The following is an 18,468-nucleotide window of genomic DNA, read 5'->3' as shown; positions in this document are numbered from 1 at the left end:
ACGGTCGCGGCGAACCTCGGCAAATCGGCTGCCACCGATCTTTGGATCTGGCTGCCGCCGGTCGTCTGGCCGGACGATGAAGAACGCGTGGCTGGCATACTGCGGCAGTGCCTTGAAAACGGGGCGCGCCAGTTCGTGCTTAATATGCCTTGGCAAATGGCTCTGTTCAATCGCCCCGAGGGCTTGAACCTGTGGGCGGGTCCCTTTTGCAATGCGGCCAATGCCCTGTGTTTGGAGATGCTGAAGACCCTGGGCTTTGCCGGGGCATTTGTGAGCCCGGAACTGGGAGAATCGGACATTCTCACCCTCTGCCGCCAGAGCCCGCTGCCGCTGGGAATCGTCCTTTCCGGCAACTGGCCCCTGTGCATTTCTCGAACCCTATCCGACGACATGCGGCTGCGCGTGCCTTTCGACAGCCCCCGGGGCGAGCAAGCCTGGGTGGACCAGCACGGTCCGGACTACTGGACCTTCCCCAACTGGCGGTTGGACATCACTGAAAAGCGAATGGTTCTCCGGCAGGCCGGCATCCGGATGTTCGCCCACCTGGATGAACCGGTGCCGTCCACGGTGACTATCAAAAAACGTCCGGGGCTGTGGAACTGGAAGATTGGATTGCAGTGAGATAGAAGACAGAAATCGGGGACCGCGGACAGAATTCAGAGGATCGAAGACTGAGGGACCCATTCCGAATTGAGGAATTAGAGAAATTAAAGGATTGGAGAATAGTTGGCGCGGTTTTCAGTCATGACCGGTCCGCTTACATCTGATTCTTGTCCTAAGATTTCTTGGGCAGCAAACCATTTTTCTCAAGTTCCTTTATCACCATCTCAACTAACTGGCCGATGGCCAGCCCTGTGGTCTTCGGATTTTTGATCTGCGATTCACCCGCCCAGATCAACGATTCTGTCGTCACGTCGTAAAGCCTGGTTTCAAGATTGAATTGCACCTTTTCACCGTATATGGTGGGCCAAGTAACGTAGCTTAAGCCATAATTGTAAAAGCCATAGTAGTTATAGAAATACCGCGGCCTGTCACGGCTAAATACTTCGGACTCCTCCATTCCCACCACATGGGTTATCAAGATGGTGTCGTTTTCATACTTGTCGACAACCTCGACGATGGCCTCTTTTTCCAGCTTGACACCCATTTCGACAGCAAGCACGTCGGCACTGGTAATCGCTTCAACGCCCTTCGCACTGAGCCAGTCCTTGAAATGTTTTTCAAGGATTGTCCTGATCTCTTGATTGTCAATAATTGCAATAATCAGCACATCCTTGATCGGCTTGCCCACGTGCGACTCTTCCATATGGGTCGGGATAATTCGGCTGCTCGAACCGGAACAGGCGACTACCGCGATGGCAAGGACTGCCATGAACAGTGTCGTTTCAATTTTTCGCATTTTCAATACGCCTCCCAAATTCTTAGGCTACCCATGTTCATCAATATGAAATAGTATTGGAACCGTGTCGCGATAGATCGGTAAAGACCTGTATAGTATAAATCAGGGTAAAGTCCAATTTATTGTATTATCGACGTTATTTTACCGTGGGTATCGACATGTCGTGGTTTGAGTTCTGGATATAAATTTTCAGATAGATATCAACCGGCTCTTTACCAATACAGATACCATCGTTCTCGGATATCAAGTCAAGGATTTCCAGCAGCTTTTTTGGTGCGGCTCCTTTCGATCTTACCTTGAATCGAAAAATGCGTTGGCCTATACTCGGTAAAATTTCAGAAAAAAAATTGGGCTTCCGTCATGCAACCTCAGACACCAGGAGATACCATGGCTTCAAGCATATTTCATTTCGCTACCATCGAGGTAAGTCTGAATACCGGTCCTGATATCCGAGACATAACTGCTGAGCTGAGCCGCATCATCGGCCGATCGGGCATTGAAAACGGCCAGGTCACTGCCTGCATGGTTGGATCGACAGGATCGTTGACCACCATAGAATATGAGCCGGGTGTAATCCAGGATTTCAAAGACGCCATAAACCGGCTGGCGCCAAAAGATTTGGCCTACGCCCACGAACTGGCCTGGCATGACGGCAATGGTCACAGCCATGTCCAGGCGGCTCTCATGGGGCCATCTATCGCCTTACCCATTCGTAAAGGCCAGCTGCGACTTGGCACATGGCAGCAGGTGGTGGCTATTAATCATGACAACCGGTCCCGGCATCGAACCATCGACGTCACCCTTTCCGGGATATAACCAACCCGTGTCACCGATCAAAAATAGTATTGAGGCCGCCTACTACCGCCCGGCCTTGCCCATTACCCTATCACTGATGGCCGGTATCATTCTAACCCAGGGCCTGCCTGGTTTCGTTATTGCGGCGCTGTTTATCCTGATTGTAGCAGCCCTGCGGCTGGCCATTTGCCTGAGGCGGGACCGGCCGGCGCGATGGTCTCCGCTGCTGGCCACAATGGCCGCAGGATACCTGGCCATGGTGCCGTGGCTATCGCCGACCCAAGGACCCGACCACGTCGCTCAATATCTTGACACCGGATATTGGCGAATTCAGGGAACCGTCGTTGATTCACCTATCGTTCGTTTCGGCCGGACCCGTCTTCTCCTGGACGTAAACACCCTTTCCCGTGAAGCGGTATCACAATCAGTTCGGGGCCGCATCCGGCTGACGGTCATCGGGGAGCTGAACCTGGATCCGGGCGATCGGGTGGCTTTTCCGGCCAGAATGCGGGCCTTTCGCAATTTTAGGAACCCGGGTGGATTTGACTACCGCCGGCACATGGCCTTTGAAGGCATTCTCGGCAGCGCCTGGGTACAGGCGGATAAAATCCGGCGAATCGGAAAGGGCACCCGGTCACTGGCAACGCGGCTGATCCATGCGGCCCGCCATCGGCTGGCCCAGATGATCGATGCAGCCGGCGGCCAGGACGCTGCGGACGAAAAGGCCGTGCTCAAGGCCCTTGTTTTCGGGGACCGGTCGGGCATCGACGATGGGCTGCGGGAGCGGTTCAACCGGGCCGGCGTGGGCCACCTCCTGGCCATCTCCGGGCTTCACGTAGGCATCGTGGCCACCCTGGCCTTCGGCGTTTTTCGCTGGATCTTCTCTTTATTCCCGCCCCTGCTGTGGCGGGGGTGGGGCCGGCATTGGGCGGCGGCTGCGACGCTGGTGCCCGTGCTGGCCTATGGCCTGCTGGCCGGTATGTCTCCCTCGACCCAACGGGCCGAGTTCATGGTGGCGGTGTTTCTGGCCGCCCTGATCCTGGGGCGGACGCAAGACGTCCTGAATACCCTTGCCGTGGCGGCCCTGGTGATCCTGGCCTTTTTCCCCCCGGCTCTGTTCTCTATCTCCTTTCAGCTCTCCTTTGCCGCTGTGCTGGCCATTGTGTATGGTTTGGAAAAGATCGGGGCCGCCGGGGAACCGGCTCGTTCACCGGCCAAACGGGCCGGCAGGGGGCTGGCGGGCTTTGTTCTGGTCTCATTCCTGGCCATTGCCGGCACCGCTCCCGTGGTCCTGTTCCACTTCAACCAGACCTCGGTGGTGGGCATCGCAACTAACCTGTTTCTTGTGCCCGTGGCGGGCTTTGTGGCCGTGCCGCTAGGGTTGGTGTCGGCCTTTGTTTCACTCTTTTTCGAACCCGCCGCTGCCCTGGGTTTCTGGCTGAGCATCAAGATCCTGCACCTGGCGCTGATGGGGGTGGACTTCTTTTCGGGGCTTTCCTTTGCCGCAGTTAAAACCGTGACCCCGTCCCTGATGGAGATCTTTGTGTACTATCTGGCCGGCTGGGCACTGCTGAACCTGCGCAAGACGAGCGTTGCCCCGTGGGTGCTGGCCGCAGCGATTGTTCTGGCCGCCGGCGATGGATTATACTGGTCTTATCAACGCTTCTGGCATCGGGATCTCAAGCTCACGGCCATTGACGTCGGGCAGGGGGGTTGCACGCTCATGGAGCTGCCCGGGGGCGGCGTTGTGCTTTATGATGGCGGCGGTTTTTCCGACAACCGCCTGTTCGATATGGGTCAGCGGGTCGTCGCACCGGTGCTGTGGCGCAAGAAAATCGCCACCGTCGACATCCTCGTCCTCTCTCACCCCAACGCCGATCATCTCAATGGTTTGATTTACATCGCGAAGTATTTCAATGTCCGGGAACTGTGGAGCAATGGTGATGTCAACACCACGAAAGGGTATGGGGAGTTGATGGCGGTCTGCCGTCAGAAAGACATTGTCGTGCGAACGGTGGATGCCGGTACCGGCAAAACGATTATCGGACCGGTGACGCTGACGGTCCTTCACCCGTCGGCGGGGTTTTTAGACCAGCCGGCGGACATCGACCAGGAATACCGCAACAACGGCTCACTGGTCGTCAAGGCCACAATGGGAGATACCGCCTTTCTGCTCACCGGTGACATCGAAGCCCGGGCGGAAAGCCAATTGGTGCAGCGGGTCGGCAGGGGGCTGGCCAGCACAGTTCTCTTCGCCCCTCACCACGGCTCCCGGACATCCAGTTCTCCGGACCTGATTGCCTCGGTGGCGCCGGCGGTGGTGGTGATCAGCGCCGGTGCCGGCAACCGATTCGGGTTTCCCCATGCCGAGGTGACGGATCGTTACCGCAAAGCGGGCAGCCGGATCCTGTGTACAGGCATACAAGGTGCCATATCGATGCGTTCGGACGGCAAAACGGTGGTTGTCAGACCATTTGAGAATATCGAATAGCAAGTCTATCACCAAGTCCAGAATCCACACATGAAATTTAAGTATCTGTTCACGGTTATCGGTTCACAGTTAGCCGTTGTTTTCAAAGAGAATAATCGCGGCAATTTTCAAATCATAAAGACGTACCGATGACTCGGAAGCTGTTTTTCATACTTCAAAACCCTCGAAAGAAGCCACCATCGGTATCCTCTGCATTCTGTTTTTCTTAACCGTGAACCGATAACGGTAAACCGCGAACGGATACAGGTTTGATTTGACACCCGGTTTTTCCGCATACTATAAAACAGATAGGAATTCCATTTCTACTGACCTTCACCACGCCATCCAAACACCGCTGGGGCCGATTGCCCAGATGAGGCCGCCATGTACATCCGACAGACCGATCTGTTTTGGGGACTGAGCCAGAATGTGGTCAATCGGGTCATGGCCATCGCCGAACGCGAGGCGTTTGCCCAGGGAGAAATCCTGTTTCGCAGCGGCGATGCAGCCCGGCATCTGTTCATCCTTGCCCAGGGAGATGTGAAGATCACGATCGATGAAACGGGAACGCAGGTATACACGGGAAGCCGTGTGGGCGAGGCCTTCGGCTGGGGCAGCCTCATCGGCCATATGAATTACGGCGGCGATGCCATCTGTGCGACTCCGGTGGTGGTGCTGAAACTGGATCGAGACCGCCTGCTCAAGTTGCTGGACAACGACATGGAAAGCGGCTACCTGTTTTTCAAACATCTGTCCCGGGCCCTCGGCCGACGGTTGATCACGGCTTACCAACAGATGGCAGTGGCCAGTACTGACCATTCTGGGAAATGTGACGTTTAACGGAGGAAACCATGGCCAACACCGAGATCCAGTCCACTTTGCAATCGTGCGGGTTCCTGAAGAACATCTCCCCGGCACACCTGGTCACCATTTCAGATTTCTGCAGTTTAGATCAATACAACGCCGGCGCTTATGTTTTCCGGCAGGGAGACTTTGGCGAAGACCTTTTTATCATCGTGGATGGATACGTGTTTTTGGAGCGTGCCATGGATATCGGCAGCCACAAAGGGTCGGTGGTGATCGATGCCCTGGGCAAGGGCCGGACCCTGGGATGCTGGTCCGCCCTGTTGGGCGAGCCCCACGTGCTCATGTCTTCGGCCAACTGCCAGAAAGATTCAACGGTGATTCGCCTCAAGGGGCGTCAGCTGAGAAAGTGCATGGAGGAGGACACCCCCTTCGGCTTTTTTATGCTCGAGCGCCTCTGTTTTTTACTGCGCGAGCGCATTCAGGCTGCCTATGGCGCCTTGGACAAAATATAGCCAAACCAACAACGCCAATGCTGAAACGTGACCATGCAGCTTTTCCTTAGCGCTGAAGACGAATTGCACCTGAAAGCCCTACAACCGCAGATCGCTGCTTCTCCCACCGGCAGGGGCCAGCTAATCCCGCTGCTTCAGATGGCCCAGAAGGCCTTGGGCTATCTTCCCGACGAAGCCCTATCCCTGGTGGCCGACCATCTGACCGTCACCCGATCCGAAGTATACGGGGTGGCCTCTTTCTACAACCAGTTCCGGTTCAACCCGCCGGGGAAAAACCCGGTGAAGGTATGCATGGGAACGGCCTGTCATGTGCGCGGCGGTGAGATCATCCTTGAGAATTTCGAGCGGAAACTGGAGATTCGGGAAGGCGAAACCACCGAGGATCGCGAATTCAGCATCGAGCGGGTGGCCTGTGTGGGTTGCTGTGCCCTGGCACCGGTGGCCCTGGTGGGCGAGACCCTTCACGGACACATGGCCCCCAGCAAGGTGGAGGGGCTTGTCCTGCGGGTCCGTATAGAAAAGGAAAAGGCGCAAAGGGAGGCTGCCAAATCATGACGGTTCCGTAAAAAAGCCGATATCTGTGTTATGTGTCATCCCTCGCCAGTGCGGAGAACGATCAGTACGCCTCCTTCCCCGGGATTTGCAAGCCTTGATCTCGGCCTTTTATACGAAACCGTCTGATAAGAGGTTGTTTAAGGTATATCAAGAATGACAGTAGATATTAAGGAGAGAATTCAAGCGGCCTACCAGGCTATAGCCGACGAAGCCCGGTTGCGGCGGGAGCAATTCGATCAGAGTCCGTTGCCCAAAATTCATATCGGCATGGCCACCTGCGGCATTGCCTCCGGTGCCCTGGAAACTCAGGCGGCCTTCGAAACGGCCCTGGCCGAGCGGGGCATCGACGCCCATGTGCACACGGTGGGCTGCGTGGGTCACTGCTACGCCGAACCGGTGGTGGTCATCGACTACCCGGATTCGGGTTTCCCGCCCATTCTCTATCCGGAGGTGACGCCAGGCAAGGCCAGGATGCTGGTCAAGCTGTTTCTGGAAGAGGGCGACCCGCGGTTCGAGCACGTCCTGGGGGCCACCGTGGAAAACGAGATGATTCCTTCGGTGATGGAGTTCGCCCGCTTCAGCCGCGAGAAGCGGGTGATCATGGACCGCTGCGGACGAATCGACCCGGAACAGATCCATGAGTATGTTGCCGACGGTGGATACTGCGCCCTGGCCACCGCCCTTTGCCGGACGCCGGAAACGGTGATTGCCGAAATCGAGGCGGCCGGGCTGCGGGGACGCGGCGGGGCGGGATTTCCTACCGGCAGAAAATGGCGGGCGGCGCGGGCGGCATCGGGCAGCGACAAGTTGATCGTCTGCAACGCCGACGAGGGCGATCCCGGCGCCTACATGGACCGCACCCTGCTGGAAAGCAACCCCCACCAGGTCATCGAGGGGATGATCATCGCCGCCAAAGCCGTGGGCGCCGCCCGGGGCCTGTTTTATGTGAGAGCTGAATATCCCTTGGCGGTGCGGATTCTGAACGCTGCTGTCCAACAGGCCAGGCAAATGGGTTTTCTGGGCACGGATATCCTGGGCAGCGGACTGGATTTCGACATCGACCTGTTCCAGGGGTCCGGTGCGTTCGTCTGTGGTGAAGAGACCGCATTGATTCGGTCGGTGGAGGGCTACCGGGGCATGCCCAGGCACCGCCCGCCCTACCCGGTGGAGCGTGGGCTGGACGGCCGGCCCACGGTGATCAACAATGTCAAGACCCTGGCCACGGTGCCGCCCATTGTGGAAAAGGGGGCCGATTGGTTCCGAGGCATCGGTACAGCAGACAGTCCGGGTACGGCGGTTTTCTCCGTGGTCGGCAACGTGACCCATCCCGGACTGGTAGAGATTTCCATGGGAGTGACCCTGCGCGAGCTGATCTTCGACATCTGCGGCGGCATTCCCAACAAGAAACAGTTCAAGGCGGTGCAGATCGGGGGGCCGTCGGGGGGCTGCCTGTCCGCCGATTTTCTCGACACGCCAGTGGATTTCGACGCCCTGGCCCGGGCCGGTGCCATGATGGGCTCCGGCGGCATGGTGGTGATGGACGAGGACTGCTGCATGGTCGACGTCTCGCGCTATTTTCTGGATTTCACCCAGAAGGAGTCCTGCGGCAAATGCACCTTTTGCCGCATCGGCACCCGCCACCTGCTGGATATCCTGCGTCGGCTGACCCGCGGCGAGGGCCGTGAGGGAGACCTGGAGCAGTTGGAGACGCTGAGCCTGGCGGTGAAGCAGGGCTCTTTGTGCGGGCTGGGCAAGACCGCCCCCAATCCGGTGCTCACGTCCCTGGCCTATTTCAGGGACGAATACGAGGCGCATGTCAAGGAAGGCCGCTGCCCGGGGCGCACCTGCCGGACGCTGACCGCCTTTTACATCGATCTGGATAAATGTGCCCGGGGCTGCGATGCCTGCGTGGGGTGCTGTCCGGTAGAGGCGGTGTTCACCACCAGTAACCGTAAAAAAGGCATCGACCAGAAGTTGTGCGTCAAGTGCGGCGAATGCATGGTGGCCTGCCCGCCGGACTACGATGCGGTGGTGAAGATCTCGCCGACCCACCTGGCGCCCATCATCGAGCGGCCGGCGGAGAAAAAAGGGTAACCGTTCACGGATTGCAGCCATAGTTTTACGGTAAAAAACCCGAAGATAGCGGTTTATTGAAAAAAGCGGTGAATCGATAACCGTGAACTATTACAATAAAGGATAAAAGCGAGAGTATGATTACCCTGACTGTGGATGACCGAACCATCCAGGCCCCTGCAGGCAACAGCGTGCTGTCCGCCTGCCTGTCGGCCGGCATCTACATTCCCCACCTGTGCTGGCTGGAAGGGGACACCCCGGCAGACGCCCCGGCCGCGTGCCGTCTCTGCTTCGTCGAGATCGACGGCCTCGGTGAGCCTCTAGCCGCCTGCGCGGTGACCGTGGAAAACGGCATGACGGTTCACACCGCCACCGAGGCGGTCCGCAGTCTTCAAAAAACGGCGCTTAAACTCCTGCTCTCGGTTCACCGGGTGGAATGCAAACCCTGCCCGGCCAACCGTGCCTGCCAGCTGCAGACGATTGCCGCGTTTCTGGGTACCGGGTTGGGATGCAAACCCTTCGAACGGGTACTCAAGGAACCGGAGGTAGACTCCCGCCACCCAGTATTGGACTATTACCCCAACCGGTGCGTGTTGTGCGGCATTTGTGTCCGGATTTGCCGGCAGCAGCACCCGCTGTCCCGGTTGAGTTTTGCCGGCCGGGGCTTCGATACGGTGGTCGGTTATTTCGATGCAGACCCGGTTGTGGCGGCGGACTGCCTGTCGTGCCGGGCGTGCCTCGACGCCTGCCCCACCGGGGCGTTGGTGCAACGGACGGAAGGTGACGGTTAACCCATCGCCAGAATTCTGGTGAATGATGATGATGTGGCTCATCATATCCGGTGGGGGAAGCATCGGCCCGGAGGATTACCTGGAGATCGCCACGCGGGTGGTGGGTGGTGGTGGACTACTCTTTTTTCAAGCCTTTCGATATCCAGCTGCTGGTGGCCGCGGTGGAAGACCTGTTAGGGGCCTGGAAAAAATGAATGGACATGCGATCTACCGTTAATTGTTTGTCTCACGGGGCCTGTTTTTCCTGGCGATTTCCAGATGATTGAAAAACTTGTCCACGTCCACAAAACCCTCGGGTGAGATGGGAAACGACGCCATGGTTTCGATCATGGCGTTGCGGATTTTGGTGAAATCCCCTTCCTGCTCGACGTAGGGCTTTGCCCGATCGTGCTCGAGCAGGCGCATCAGTGCGCCGATGCGTGTCATCAGCGAGAAAAATTTGGAGCCCATGTTGTCGAACTCCCGGGCGATGGCCACGCCGAACCGGTTGACGGCATTGTCCGCAAAATGGACGGTCTGTACCTGTCCGGTCTCCTCGTCTACGATTTCCAGACCCTGGCCCGGCGTATGCTTCAGCGGCATTTGATTCAGCGCTGCCGCATTGCCCACTTTAAGGGCATAAAGCAGTTCATCGGGTTCAACTGGCATATTCCACTGGGCCATGGGAAAAGGCTCCTGATCATACGGTTCCCTGTCAACCCGGTTCGCGGATGTTCACCGGTTTTCAAAAATAGTTTAACCCGAGACGGGTTTTCATGCAATAGTCAATGGCGCGTTGCCGTTCCCGACACATTCCCGGTTGGCCATCCGACAACGCCACTGCCCGTTGCAGGGCCATGACATCGGGATTTAAATGATTAATTTAACGAGGTATTTTAATCTTATTATCTTCAATTGAACAGGAACGCTGGTGTTCTTTTCCCCTTTGGATGGCACCATTGGTTTGGTTAACGGAAACGGGAACCGTTGGAGGTTCGAATGAAAAAAATGATGGTCTGTTTTTCGGCCGGTTGCCTGGGCGCATTGGCCAACAGTCTCGCGGTCTGGCAGTTCGGCGAATTGGGCATCGCCCGGTGGGCCGGCGTATCCATTGCACCATCCCTTACACCCGTTTGGCTCTACCCGCGGATTGTCTGGGGTGGCATCTGGGGGCTGTTGTTCGTGCTGCCCTTTTTGAAATCCCGTTTCCTGCTCAAGGGGACCGTGTTGAGTCTTCTGCCGACTGCGGTTCAGCTGTTTTTCATTTTCCCCTACCAGGCCAACAAAGGGCTGGCCGGAATGGGCCTGGGCATGTGGACCCCGGCTTTCGTCCTGGTGTACAACTGGGTGTGGGGGATCGTAGCGGCGGCATCAATAAAATTTTCTAAATAAAACAGATGGAAAGACCGATGGCTGATCGTGTAAACATGAACCTCCAACTCACCATAGGCGGGCCAGCACTCATCCGCCATCGGTGGATCGGATATGGAATCGGAAGCGATGGCAATCATTGATCTGAGTCACTTTCTGGAAGCGGATATGCCGTTGTACCCGGGCACGGAACTCCCGGTATTCGAAGAGAGGGCCTCCATCGAGACGGATGGCTATCGTGAGAAGAAGATCGCCTTGTGCTCGCACACCGGCACCCATATGGACGCCCCGGCCCACATCGTCGCCGGGGCTAAGACGCTGGATCAATTGCCGGTAGAGACCTTTTTCGGGGATGCCTTTCTGCTGAATTGTACCCGGGCAGGCAAGGCAGGCGTCGATCTCCAGGAACTGCTACCCCACGCAGATGCCATCCGCGAGCATGCATTTATCGTTCTTCATACCGGATGGAGCCGATACTGGGGGAATGACCACTATTTCTCCGGTTATCCGGTGCTCACCCCGGATGCCGCCCGATGGCTGGCCCATATGGATTTGAAGGGTGTGGGTATGGACACCATCTCAGCCGATCCGGCGGATGCAGTGGACCTGCCGGTCCACAACATCCTGCTGGGTGCCGGGGTGGTTCTCGTGGAGAATCTGACCAACCTGGAAGCCGTGCCGACCCCGTCCTTTCTGTTTGCCGGCTTTCCCTTGAAAATCAGGGATGCCGACGGCTCTCCGGTGCGCGCTGTGGCCATCATATCATGATTGTGGGCAAAAGGATTCGATCCACCACTTTGGGTACGGCAGCCGCCCTCCTGGTCCTTTGGTTAGCATTTCTGCCGAATGCCATCGCGGAGCCGGAAATCATCATCCAGAAGCGCTACTATCCCGCAGTTGGACAGACCTCCGCGCAGATCAGGCAAAACCTCGACCGGAATACCCCCGTCCGACATAATGGCAAACCGTTCGATGCCTACACGAAGTGGGATGTCGACTGGCAGTTCTGGTGGGCCTACGATGGAGACGGCACCTGCCGGATCACCAACGTCACCACCGTGATCCGCATTTGGCAGACTTTTCCACGCCTGGAGAATACGGGTAAATTGGCGCCGCAACAGGTCGACCAATGGGAACGATACATGATCGCCTTGGTCGAGCACGAAGCGGGACACGTGGCGTTGGGCATGGATGCAGCTCGAAACATAGAGCGGCGGGTTTCACAGATGGGTGATCGATCGTCCTGTGATCAGCTTGAGGTAGAGGCCAACGCATTGGCCCGGGACATCATCGCCCGGTATGCCCGCCACGAGGCCCAATACGATGCTGATACCAATTATGGAGAACGGGACGGTGCCCGATTCCCTTGATCGTCCGACGACCATGCCTGACCGTCTGATGCTTGATTTTTACCCCTATATGAAAACAGCCGATGATTTATGCTTGCCTCCGCCGTCAGGATTCGCAATGATGGGGTTAAAAGCTCTGTGCGGTCCAGGGCTCATCGCCACAGCCTGGAAACGCTTTTAAGCCGCGATAGCCAGTGCATTCCCCGTCGTTAGTCGCTGGTAACTATCACCCAAACTGAGCGATGCACCTTTCTCGAAGAAGGTCGATGGGTAACGATTACGGTTGGGTACCATCGATGGTTGTATTCAATAAGGTGAAACCCATTGGGTTTGCCGATCTCACTACATATTCGGCGTTAGCTATCGCCGCGCATAGTCCCCTATAGCGCGACGATATCTGCCTTGAATCTGCGGTAAGCTCGACAATCGCTCAGTTTGGGTATCAATATTTGAACGAATCCGCAAAATACCAATCGTCAGGGCTTTCAGGATGGAAATTGACCCATGAAGATTTTCTGGAGTTATGCGCGGCGTGACGACAAATCTCCGTCGAGGAAGGTGTCCAATCTGCAACAGGCATTTGAAACGGTGCTGTCACAAGTTGTCGGGAAAGACTGTGAAATCTATTTCGACAGGTTTTCACTGAAATGGGGCGTTGAATGGAGAAAAGAGATCGAGCGCCTGATTAACGCGTCCGATGGATTCGTAGCGATTGTGACTCCTTCCTACTTCAATAGCCGGATGTGCATGTTCGAGCTGCAGATGGCACGCGCTGCGAGAAAAACAATACTTCCTATATACTTCAGAACGTGTAAAGCGTTCAAGAGCACATTTAAAGAAGACGGTATAGAATCCGAGATCAATAAAAAACTGAACCATGCTTCTCTGGCGGTGAGCGACTCACAGATGAAGGACTTTCGCGGATTGCGGAACGAGAAATTGGATTCGCGTGAGGTGGAGAATTTTATAGATGGAATGGCGGAAGAAATCGCTTAGTATCTCGGCTGCCTGTCCTTCAAAGGCCTGAGCATTGCCCATGAAATCAAATTTTGAAGAACTCGATTGCCAGAAAACCCACATGGGGGAACTGGTTCTTCGGCGTCGGTGTATATTGTCCCTCGATGGCCGCGAGGTATACGAGGTCAAACTCGGCGATGAATATCTCATGTCGAGCCTGTTCCATGACTCAGAAGTGGCTCTGGCGGACATCGGCCTGGGGGCGTTGGGCGGGGCGGGGTGGGACGTCGTGGTCGGCGGTCTGGGTTTGGGATACACGGCTGCTGCTGCCTTACAATTCAATCAGGTGAAGCGCCTGGTCGTCGTCGAAGCCCTGGCACCGGTTATCGATTGGCACCGTCGGGGTATGGTGCCCAACGGAAAAACGCTGACCCATGACGGTCGCTGTGTATACCACCATGCCGACTTTTTTGCCTTGGTCCGCGGTGATGGTTTTGATCCGGAGGAGAAGGGCACCCGGTTTGACGCCGTTTTGTTGGACATCGACCACACCCCGGGATTCTGGCTGCAGCGCAGTCACGCGGACCTGTATTCAGAAGCGGGCATGCGTCGGCTTAAATCGTTCCTAAAGCCCCATGGCATCTTCGCCCTCTGGTCCAACGATCCGCCGGAAGATGCGTTTGTTGAAATGCTTTCTGCTGTTTTTGCCAGCGCCGAGGGCCACACGGTTCAATTTGACAATCCCCTGCTGCGGGTGGTGACCGCCAATGGGGTTTATCTGGCGTATTGCGGCTAACAGGCAGCTGAGGTGAAAAAGCGCCGCAGCCGCTCTTGGATTGACAGTTCAGATGCCCAACCGAAGTATTTTGCGGCGAAGTGTGTTTTTGTTTATTCCAAGTTCTTTGGCCGTGGCCACCTTCTTCCCCCGGTTTCTGTCAAGCGCCTGTTGGATGGCCCGTCGCTCGATTTCCTTTAGCGTCAAGCCCGGTGCAATCGGGTTCAGTGCGGTGGGCGGAAGGATGTGGTCCGGAAGGCAGGCAACGCGGATGATATCTTCCCGGCAGAGAACAAACGCATGTTCGACGGCATTTTCCAGCTCGCGGATATTGCCTGGCCATTCATGCAGCATCAGTGTGGCGATGGCTCTCTGGGATATGCCCGCAATGTTTTTTCCCGTCAGACGGTTGAAGTGTTCCATGAAATGATCCACCAGCAGGGGGATGTCCTCCTTGCGGTCCGCCAGTGGCGGCAGGGATAGCTTCACCACATTAATCCGGTAGTATAAATCCTTCCTGAATGTTCCCTTTTCAACCAGCTCTTCGAGATGGTGATGCGTGGCGACAATGATTCTGGCGTTGGTGCCTATCGGCTGGTTGGAACCTAACGGTTCAAAGGTTTTATTTTCAAGAACCCTGAGGAGACGGACCTGCATGACCGAGGATATGTCACCAATCTCGTCCAGCAGAAGGGTCCCGTCACGGGCTTGCTCGAACCTTCCGGGTTTGTTGGTTTTCGCATCGGTGAAAGCCCCCGCCTTGTAACCGAAAAGCTCGGATTCCACCAGCGTGTCCGGCAGCGCCCCGCAGTTGACGGCCAAGAAAGGGCCATTCTTGTGCATGCTGTTGTTGTGAATCGCGCGGGCGACGAGTTCTTTCCCCGTGCCGCTGGCTCCCTGAATCAATACTGTGCTGTGACTTTGGGAGATTTGCGGCAGGATTGAAAAAATTTTGTGCATGCCGGCGCTTTTGCTCACGATATCTTCATATGAATGCTGCTTGAACAACGCCCTTCTCAGTTCACTGATATCACTCAAATCCCTGAAGGTCACGACACCCCCGATGACGTTTTTTTTGCCATCTTTCAACAGCGTTGTCGTGGAGCTGATGGGGATCCGTTTTTTGTCGGCACGAACAATATAGATGGGTCGGTTGATGATCGGGGAACCGGTATCCAGGGTTTCGCGGAGAACACAATTGCTTTCGCAAACATTGCTGCGGAAGACTTCGAAGCAGGAGCGGCCGATGGCTTCCTTTACGGGGATGCCGGTAATTTTTTCCGCTGCGCGATTAAAGTAGGTGACGCGCCAGTTCAAATCGATCGCGTATACACCGTCCGTGATGTTGTCCAGTATGATTTGATATTGATCGTCAAGGCATTCGTCGGATGATGCCTTCCCCCCAAAAGCCGGATGATCATTTTTCGATATCGAAAAGGATCTTTCAACGTGTTGGCCGGGTCGCGGTTTGTTTGGGTTCATTTAGTTCCCATAGTTTGTAGCTTAAAGATTAAAAATGTTCCCTCTGTATAGAATATCAGCGAACCCATAATCAAGCTAATTTTGAAATTTCATTTAAATCCGGATAGATGGAATTAATCGTCTTTTCGTCCGCCGATATAGTACGCTTTTTGCGTAGGTACTCTGGGCAGATCTTCTTTCTTCATACCGACCGCTGGTAAATGTTGTCGCCACAGGCCATGCACCAACTTCTGGTTATCACCGATGGTGCAATCGAAGGATAGGGCTGATTTGGCCATGTTGTTTTTGCAACGTAGGGGATTAGGCAAACCATATGCTTCCATCAACCATCTCGATCATCCAACGGAAAAGGGGGTATCACAATGAAAAGCGCGTGGGTTCGAAAAAGAGTCGTATGGACGATTTTCCTTGCCGGGGTCTTGGTTTGCGGATCACTCATCTTCGGAGGTCAAGGCGTGGCCATGCAGGAGACTAAAAGCTCGAAGAAGATGATGGATGAGAAAGCCTATACGCTCTATCAAAGCAAGTGCCTGGGATGTCACCTTTCCGTTGCCGATCCAGAGAAACCGGGTCGAACACGTGACGACTGGCATCTCGTCGTCCAGGTGATGCACGGTTACGGGCTCGACCTGACGGCGGAGGAAAGCGACATGATCATCGACCTGCTCTACGATCTGCGCAAGGGGATGGAAAGAGAAGCAGGCTGATCAAAACCAATAACGCAATCGGAGGAAGATCAATGAAACGAAGAACCTTTTTAAAATCTTTGGCGGCAACGGGCGTTGCGACTTCTTTGACCGGTGCGGGGGCGCTGACCCGCGAGGCCAGGGCGCGCAAAAAGATAAATTTCGGCGAAGTCAAAAGTGTGCGCGTGGATGTACTCAGCGAGACCAGTTGGTTCGACAATGACAACTTGAAAAAACACATGCTGGATTACGGCGGGGCAATGACCAACCAGTATAATATCCCGTGGGATTGGGACAATGCCGGCGGCTATATGGCCCTTTTGACCGTGACGACTCTGGAGGGAAAAGAGAGAAAAATTCTTTTGGATTCCGGGTGGAACAACGATTGGGTGGACTATATTTACGAGAAGAACAACATCCCCGCCATGTTGAAAAGCGGCGAGATCGAGTTCATGGTCATTTCCCACTGGCATCTGGACCACTACTGGGGGATCGAATCGACCTTGAAGCACAAACCCGATATCACCATGTATGCGCCCAAGACCTATTATCCGGAAGACATGGCGCTGCTCAAGGGCGCGCATCTGACGGCCAAAAACAAGGAGGGCGAGGATGTCCATGTTTGCAAGAATGATGTCCCCCATACTGGAAAGCTGATCCTCTGCGATCCGGACGGCGAGAAAGATGGTATCTATAACCCCATGCCGGGGGTTGCCATAAGGAATTTCGACGTTCCCATCCTGTTACGGGTAAGGGGAGAAAATGTCTTTTATTTCAATGTCAAGGACAAGGGGATCGTCACGGTGACCGGCTGCTGCCATCCGGGGCTCCTATCTCTGTTCTCCTATGCCCGCAAAAATTTTGAGGGATATAAACCCTACGGTTGTTACGGTGGTTTGCATATTACGCTCTTTGAGACATGGGATCCAAAGTTTGACGACATCATCAAGGGGGTCAAGGCGTTCAAGATTCAAAAGCTTGCCTGCAATCACTGCACCGGATGGATCTGGGCTGAAAAAGCCGCCGCCGCTGGTATCCCCGTTGTCAAAGGCACCGATAAATACAAATCGTACAAAAGGCAGTCTACCGTGGCCACTGCGAGCAATGCTTTTCTCACCAACGGTGACCACGTTATTTTCTAACTGCCTTTTAAAGGATGCCTTATAGACAGGACAGACCAGGGGAATCGTTGATCTCACCATCACCTATCCCCTCGCTGTCCTGATGGAGGGTCGAGCAGATGAATACGACTGCGCAAACAGGGCAAAAATTCAATTATTTTTTCGGATTGATCAACCTGGTGGCGGTTTTTTGTATTGTGTGGCTGCTGTGGTATGTTTTCATGAATCCCAATACGGTGATGAAACTGTACACCCCCATGTATGGTTTTTCGCTGGTGGTTGGATTTCTTGCCGCCATCGTGCTGTTGAACAACGTTGCCGGCGGCTATCCGTTCCCGGAAGTTTCAACGCAACGATTCGGACCGGTCCAGCGGGGGATAGCCATGACCGTCGTTGCCGTTTTGCTGATGCTTTTTCTGGTTTACATTTTTTTCTGGGGATTTATCGGCAAATTCGGCATCGCTTATTTCAGTCCGCAATCGATCATTGCTTCGGGTGGTCAGGGTGCTGAAATATTTAATGCCCGAGAAAACGCATCCACCGCCATCGTCTACTACTTCACTGCCTTTTTACTCGTAGCGCTTTTCTGGAGCACCGGTTTTGACCGATGGCCCTGGCAAAACGACGATCGGGGTGTGACGGCCTGGTCAAGATTGTTTGCCGTAACTTTCTTCAGCAGTATCATTTACATACTCCTGTTTCATCCCCACGTCTGCTATCTTTTCTACCCGGCTCAGGACAAGGCCGGTGTGGAATCCTGGTGGGCGGACTTTGCCGGTACGGGCAGTGCCTTTTTCGGGCTCGGTCTGGTCCTATGTGTACTGTTCTGGATCGTGGCATCGGATCTGCTGTGGGACGGGTATCCCTGGAAATATCTTGAAAAGGAGGGTGAATCTACCTGGGCCAAAGGGGTGGTTGTCTTTATCGTCACCTTTGTCCTGGGCGTCATCGTGCTTTTCGTTTTGATGCAGATCATGAACTATTTTTGGGATGAAGCGTTTATGGGCGGGCAGTACACCGATGGCCCGGATTTCCGATTCATCCATGCCGGGGAAATCTGCGGATTCTTTATCCTGGCGGCGTTTATTTTGAAACATTATTTCAATAATTTTCCCAATCTGAATAGCCTGTGGGTGGGCGCCGCCATACGAACCATACTCGCCATGGCTGGCGGCATGCTGTTTTACTGGTTTTATTACTCTCCCCTGGCGACCTTCTTCCTGGCCAAGGTGCCCGGCGTTGCCCAGCCCGGTGACACATCGCTGGTATGGACCATTCTCTTTTTGAGCGTCATCATGGTCCAGACGGATTTTTTCGAGGGGTGGCCGCTCAAAAAAAGATAAAGT

Annotated in this window: 20 protein-coding genes and 1 pseudogene; 17 read left to right on the top strand and 4 right to left on the bottom strand. The window is 55.1% G+C overall.

Annotated features, from left to right (window positions below):
- Window positions 1-621, top strand: a pseudogene (locus QNK41_RS11020) (U32 family peptidase); the annotation flags it as partial.
- A gap of 154 nt (window positions 622-775) precedes the next feature.
- On the opposite strand, the gene QNK41_RS11015 reads toward QNK41_RS11020, so the two are convergent.
- Entirely contained in the window at window positions 776-1,399 is a 624-nt protein-coding gene (locus tag QNK41_RS11015) for a hypothetical protein (RefSeq protein WP_319256696.1), read from the bottom strand.
- Between the two features lie 387 nt (window positions 1,400-1,786).
- Here QNK41_RS11015 and QNK41_RS11010 point away from each other — a divergent pair, with 387 nt between their 5' ends.
- From QNK41_RS11010 to QNK41_RS10975, 8 genes are all read left to right on the top strand, one after another.
- Window positions 1,787-2,215: a secondary thiamine-phosphate synthase enzyme YjbQ gene (locus QNK41_RS11010; RefSeq protein WP_319256694.1), complete on the top strand. Its 429-nt coding sequence runs from the start codon at window positions 1,787-1,789 to the stop codon at window positions 2,213-2,215.
- Complete coding sequence (locus QNK41_RS11005) at window positions 2,163-4,685, top strand: DNA internalization-related competence protein ComEC/Rec2 (RefSeq protein WP_319256692.1); 2,523 nt, start codon at window positions 2,163-2,165, stop codon at window positions 4,683-4,685. Before QNK41_RS11010 ends, QNK41_RS11005 begins: the two co-directional genes overlap by 53 nt.
- A gap of 363 nt (window positions 4,686-5,048) precedes the next feature.
- Window positions 5,049-5,504, top strand: coding sequence for a cyclic nucleotide-binding domain-containing protein (locus QNK41_RS11000; RefSeq protein ID WP_319256691.1), 456 nt, complete (start codon window positions 5,049-5,051; stop codon window positions 5,502-5,504).
- A gap of 11 nt (window positions 5,505-5,515) precedes the next feature.
- Window positions 5,516-5,983 carry a cyclic nucleotide-binding domain-containing protein gene (locus QNK41_RS10995; protein ID WP_319256689.1) on the top strand — a complete coding sequence of 156 codons (468 nt, stop codon included), beginning with the start codon at window positions 5,516-5,518 and terminating at the stop codon, window positions 5,981-5,983.
- A 33-nt stretch (window positions 5,984-6,016) separates the two neighbouring features.
- Window positions 6,017-6,538 carry an NADH-quinone oxidoreductase subunit NuoE gene (gene nuoE, locus QNK41_RS10990; protein ID WP_319256687.1) on the top strand — a complete coding sequence of 174 codons (522 nt, stop codon included), beginning with the start codon at window positions 6,017-6,019 and terminating at the stop codon, window positions 6,536-6,538.
- Between the two features lie 153 nt (window positions 6,539-6,691).
- Window positions 6,692-8,632 (top strand): NADH-ubiquinone oxidoreductase-F iron-sulfur binding region domain-containing protein, encoded by a 1,941-nt coding sequence (locus tag QNK41_RS10985; RefSeq protein ID WP_319256685.1) that lies wholly within the window; start codon window positions 6,692-6,694, stop codon window positions 8,630-8,632.
- 116 nt (window positions 8,633-8,748) lie between these two features.
- The gene (locus tag QNK41_RS10980; protein ID WP_319256683.1) at window positions 8,749-9,402 is read left to right on the top strand and encodes a 2Fe-2S iron-sulfur cluster-binding protein; all 654 of its coding nucleotides are present in this window, start codon (window positions 8,749-8,751) and stop codon (window positions 9,400-9,402) included.
- A gap of 50 nt (window positions 9,403-9,452) precedes the next feature.
- Window positions 9,453-9,596 carry a hypothetical protein gene (locus QNK41_RS10975; protein WP_319256681.1) on the top strand — a complete coding sequence of 48 codons (144 nt, stop codon included), beginning with the start codon at window positions 9,453-9,455 and terminating at the stop codon, window positions 9,594-9,596.
- A gap of 19 nt (window positions 9,597-9,615) precedes the next feature.
- On the opposite strand, the gene QNK41_RS10970 is transcribed toward QNK41_RS10975, so the two are convergent.
- A complete protein-coding gene (locus QNK41_RS10970) occupies window positions 9,616-10,065 on the bottom strand; it encodes a hypothetical protein (protein ID WP_319256679.1) in 450 nt (149 codons plus the stop codon).
- 315 nt (window positions 10,066-10,380) lie between these two features.
- On the opposite strand from QNK41_RS10970, the gene QNK41_RS10965 reads away from it, so the two are divergent.
- From QNK41_RS10965 to QNK41_RS10945, 5 genes are all read left to right on the top strand, one after another.
- Window positions 10,381-10,773 carry a hypothetical protein gene (locus QNK41_RS10965; RefSeq protein ID WP_319256677.1) on the top strand — a complete coding sequence of 131 codons (393 nt, stop codon included), beginning with the start codon at window positions 10,381-10,383 and terminating at the stop codon, window positions 10,771-10,773.
- Window positions 10,774-10,881: 108 nt separating this feature from the next.
- Window positions 10,882-11,520 (top strand): cyclase family protein, encoded by a 639-nt coding sequence (locus QNK41_RS10960; RefSeq protein ID WP_319256675.1) that lies wholly within the window; start codon window positions 10,882-10,884, stop codon window positions 11,518-11,520.
- Entirely contained in the window at window positions 11,517-12,122 is a 606-nt protein-coding gene (locus tag QNK41_RS10955; RefSeq protein ID WP_319256673.1) for a DUF922 domain-containing protein, read from the top strand. The genes QNK41_RS10960 and QNK41_RS10955 overlap by 4 nt, the downstream gene beginning before the upstream one ends.
- A 483-nt stretch (window positions 12,123-12,605) precedes the next feature.
- Window positions 12,606-13,097, top strand: coding sequence for a toll/interleukin-1 receptor domain-containing protein (locus QNK41_RS10950; protein ID WP_319256671.1), 492 nt, complete (start codon window positions 12,606-12,608; stop codon window positions 13,095-13,097).
- 40 nt (window positions 13,098-13,137) lie between these two features.
- On the top strand, window positions 13,138-13,854 hold the full coding sequence (locus QNK41_RS10945) for a spermidine synthase (protein WP_319256669.1): 717 nt from the start codon (window positions 13,138-13,140) through the stop codon (window positions 13,852-13,854).
- A gap of 48 nt (window positions 13,855-13,902) precedes the next feature.
- Here QNK41_RS10945 and QNK41_RS10940 read toward each other — a convergent pair whose 3' ends face one another.
- Window positions 13,903-15,315, bottom strand: coding sequence for a sigma-54 interaction domain-containing protein (locus QNK41_RS10940; RefSeq protein ID WP_319256667.1), 1,413 nt, complete (start codon window positions 15,313-15,315; stop codon window positions 13,903-13,905).
- Between the two features lie 113 nt (window positions 15,316-15,428).
- The gene (locus QNK41_RS10935; RefSeq protein WP_319256666.1) at window positions 15,429-15,593 is read right to left on the bottom strand and encodes a hypothetical protein; all 165 of its coding nucleotides are present in this window, start codon (window positions 15,591-15,593) and stop codon (window positions 15,429-15,431) included.
- Window positions 15,594-15,677: 84 nt separating this feature from the next.
- On the opposite strand from QNK41_RS10935, the gene QNK41_RS10930 reads away from it, so the two are divergent.
- From QNK41_RS10930 to QNK41_RS10920, 3 genes are all read left to right on the top strand, one after another.
- A complete protein-coding gene (locus QNK41_RS10930; protein WP_319256664.1) occupies window positions 15,678-16,022 on the top strand; it encodes a cytochrome c in 345 nt (114 codons plus the stop codon).
- 32 nt (window positions 16,023-16,054) lie between these two features.
- On the top strand, window positions 16,055-17,143 hold the full coding sequence (locus QNK41_RS10925; protein WP_319256661.1) for an MBL fold metallo-hydrolase: 1,089 nt from the start codon (window positions 16,055-16,057) through the stop codon (window positions 17,141-17,143).
- A gap of 98 nt (window positions 17,144-17,241) precedes the next feature.
- On the top strand, window positions 17,242-18,465 hold the full coding sequence (locus tag QNK41_RS10920; RefSeq protein ID WP_319256659.1) for a hypothetical protein: 1,224 nt from the start codon (window positions 17,242-17,244) through the stop codon (window positions 18,463-18,465).
- Window positions 18,466-18,468: the final 3 nt, after the last annotated feature.

This window comes from Desulfosarcina sp. (assembly GCF_033791525.1).
Classification (GTDB): Bacteria; Desulfobacterota; Desulfobacteria; order Desulfobacterales; family Desulfosarcinaceae; genus Desulfosarcina.
The sequence above is the reverse complement of the archived record's forward strand: the minus strand, read 5'-3'. Positions and strand labels throughout refer to the sequence as shown.

What these genes read in the sequence shown, in the direction of transcription:
- QNK41_RS11015 (WP_319256696.1), bottom strand. Translation starts at nt 1,399, where the DNA reads ATGCGAAAAATTGAAACGACACTGTTCATGGCAGTCCTTGCCATCGCG.
- QNK41_RS11010 (WP_319256694.1), top strand. Translation starts at nt 1,787, where the DNA reads ATGGCTTCAAGCATATTTCATTTCGCTACCATCGAGGTAAGTCTGAAT.
- QNK41_RS11005 (WP_319256692.1), top strand. Translation starts at nt 2,163, where the DNA reads ATGACAACCGGTCCCGGCATCGAACCATCGACGTCACCCTTTCCGGGA.
- QNK41_RS11000 (WP_319256691.1), top strand. Translation starts at nt 5,049, where the DNA reads ATGTACATCCGACAGACCGATCTGTTTTGGGGACTGAGCCAGAATGTG.
- QNK41_RS10995 (WP_319256689.1), top strand. Translation starts at nt 5,516, where the DNA reads ATGGCCAACACCGAGATCCAGTCCACTTTGCAATCGTGCGGGTTCCTG.
- nuoE (WP_319256687.1), top strand. Translation starts at nt 6,017, where the DNA reads ATGCAGCTTTTCCTTAGCGCTGAAGACGAATTGCACCTGAAAGCCCTA.
- QNK41_RS10985 (WP_319256685.1), top strand. Translation starts at nt 6,692, where the DNA reads ATGACAGTAGATATTAAGGAGAGAATTCAAGCGGCCTACCAGGCTATA.
- QNK41_RS10980 (WP_319256683.1), top strand. Translation starts at nt 8,749, where the DNA reads ATGATTACCCTGACTGTGGATGACCGAACCATCCAGGCCCCTGCAGGC.
- QNK41_RS10970 (WP_319256679.1), bottom strand. Translation starts at nt 10,065, where the DNA reads ATGGCCCAGTGGAATATGCCAGTTGAACCCGATGAACTGCTTTATGCC.
- QNK41_RS10965 (WP_319256677.1), top strand. Translation starts at nt 10,381, where the DNA reads ATGAAAAAAATGATGGTCTGTTTTTCGGCCGGTTGCCTGGGCGCATTG.
- QNK41_RS10960 (WP_319256675.1), top strand. Translation starts at nt 10,882, where the DNA reads ATGGCAATCATTGATCTGAGTCACTTTCTGGAAGCGGATATGCCGTTG.
- QNK41_RS10955 (WP_319256673.1), top strand. Translation starts at nt 11,517, where the DNA reads ATGATTGTGGGCAAAAGGATTCGATCCACCACTTTGGGTACGGCAGCC.
- QNK41_RS10950 (WP_319256671.1), top strand. Translation starts at nt 12,606, where the DNA reads ATGAAGATTTTCTGGAGTTATGCGCGGCGTGACGACAAATCTCCGTCG.
- QNK41_RS10945 (WP_319256669.1), top strand. Translation starts at nt 13,138, where the DNA reads ATGAAATCAAATTTTGAAGAACTCGATTGCCAGAAAACCCACATGGGG.
- QNK41_RS10940 (WP_319256667.1), bottom strand. Translation starts at nt 15,315, where the DNA reads ATGAACCCAAACAAACCGCGACCCGGCCAACACGTTGAAAGATCCTTT.
- QNK41_RS10935 (WP_319256666.1), bottom strand. Translation starts at nt 15,593, where the DNA reads ATGGCCAAATCAGCCCTATCCTTCGATTGCACCATCGGTGATAACCAG.
- QNK41_RS10930 (WP_319256664.1), top strand. Translation starts at nt 15,678, where the DNA reads ATGAAAAGCGCGTGGGTTCGAAAAAGAGTCGTATGGACGATTTTCCTT.
- QNK41_RS10925 (WP_319256661.1), top strand. Translation starts at nt 16,055, where the DNA reads ATGAAACGAAGAACCTTTTTAAAATCTTTGGCGGCAACGGGCGTTGCG.
- QNK41_RS10920 (WP_319256659.1), top strand. Translation starts at nt 17,242, where the DNA reads ATGAATACGACTGCGCAAACAGGGCAAAAATTCAATTATTTTTTCGGA.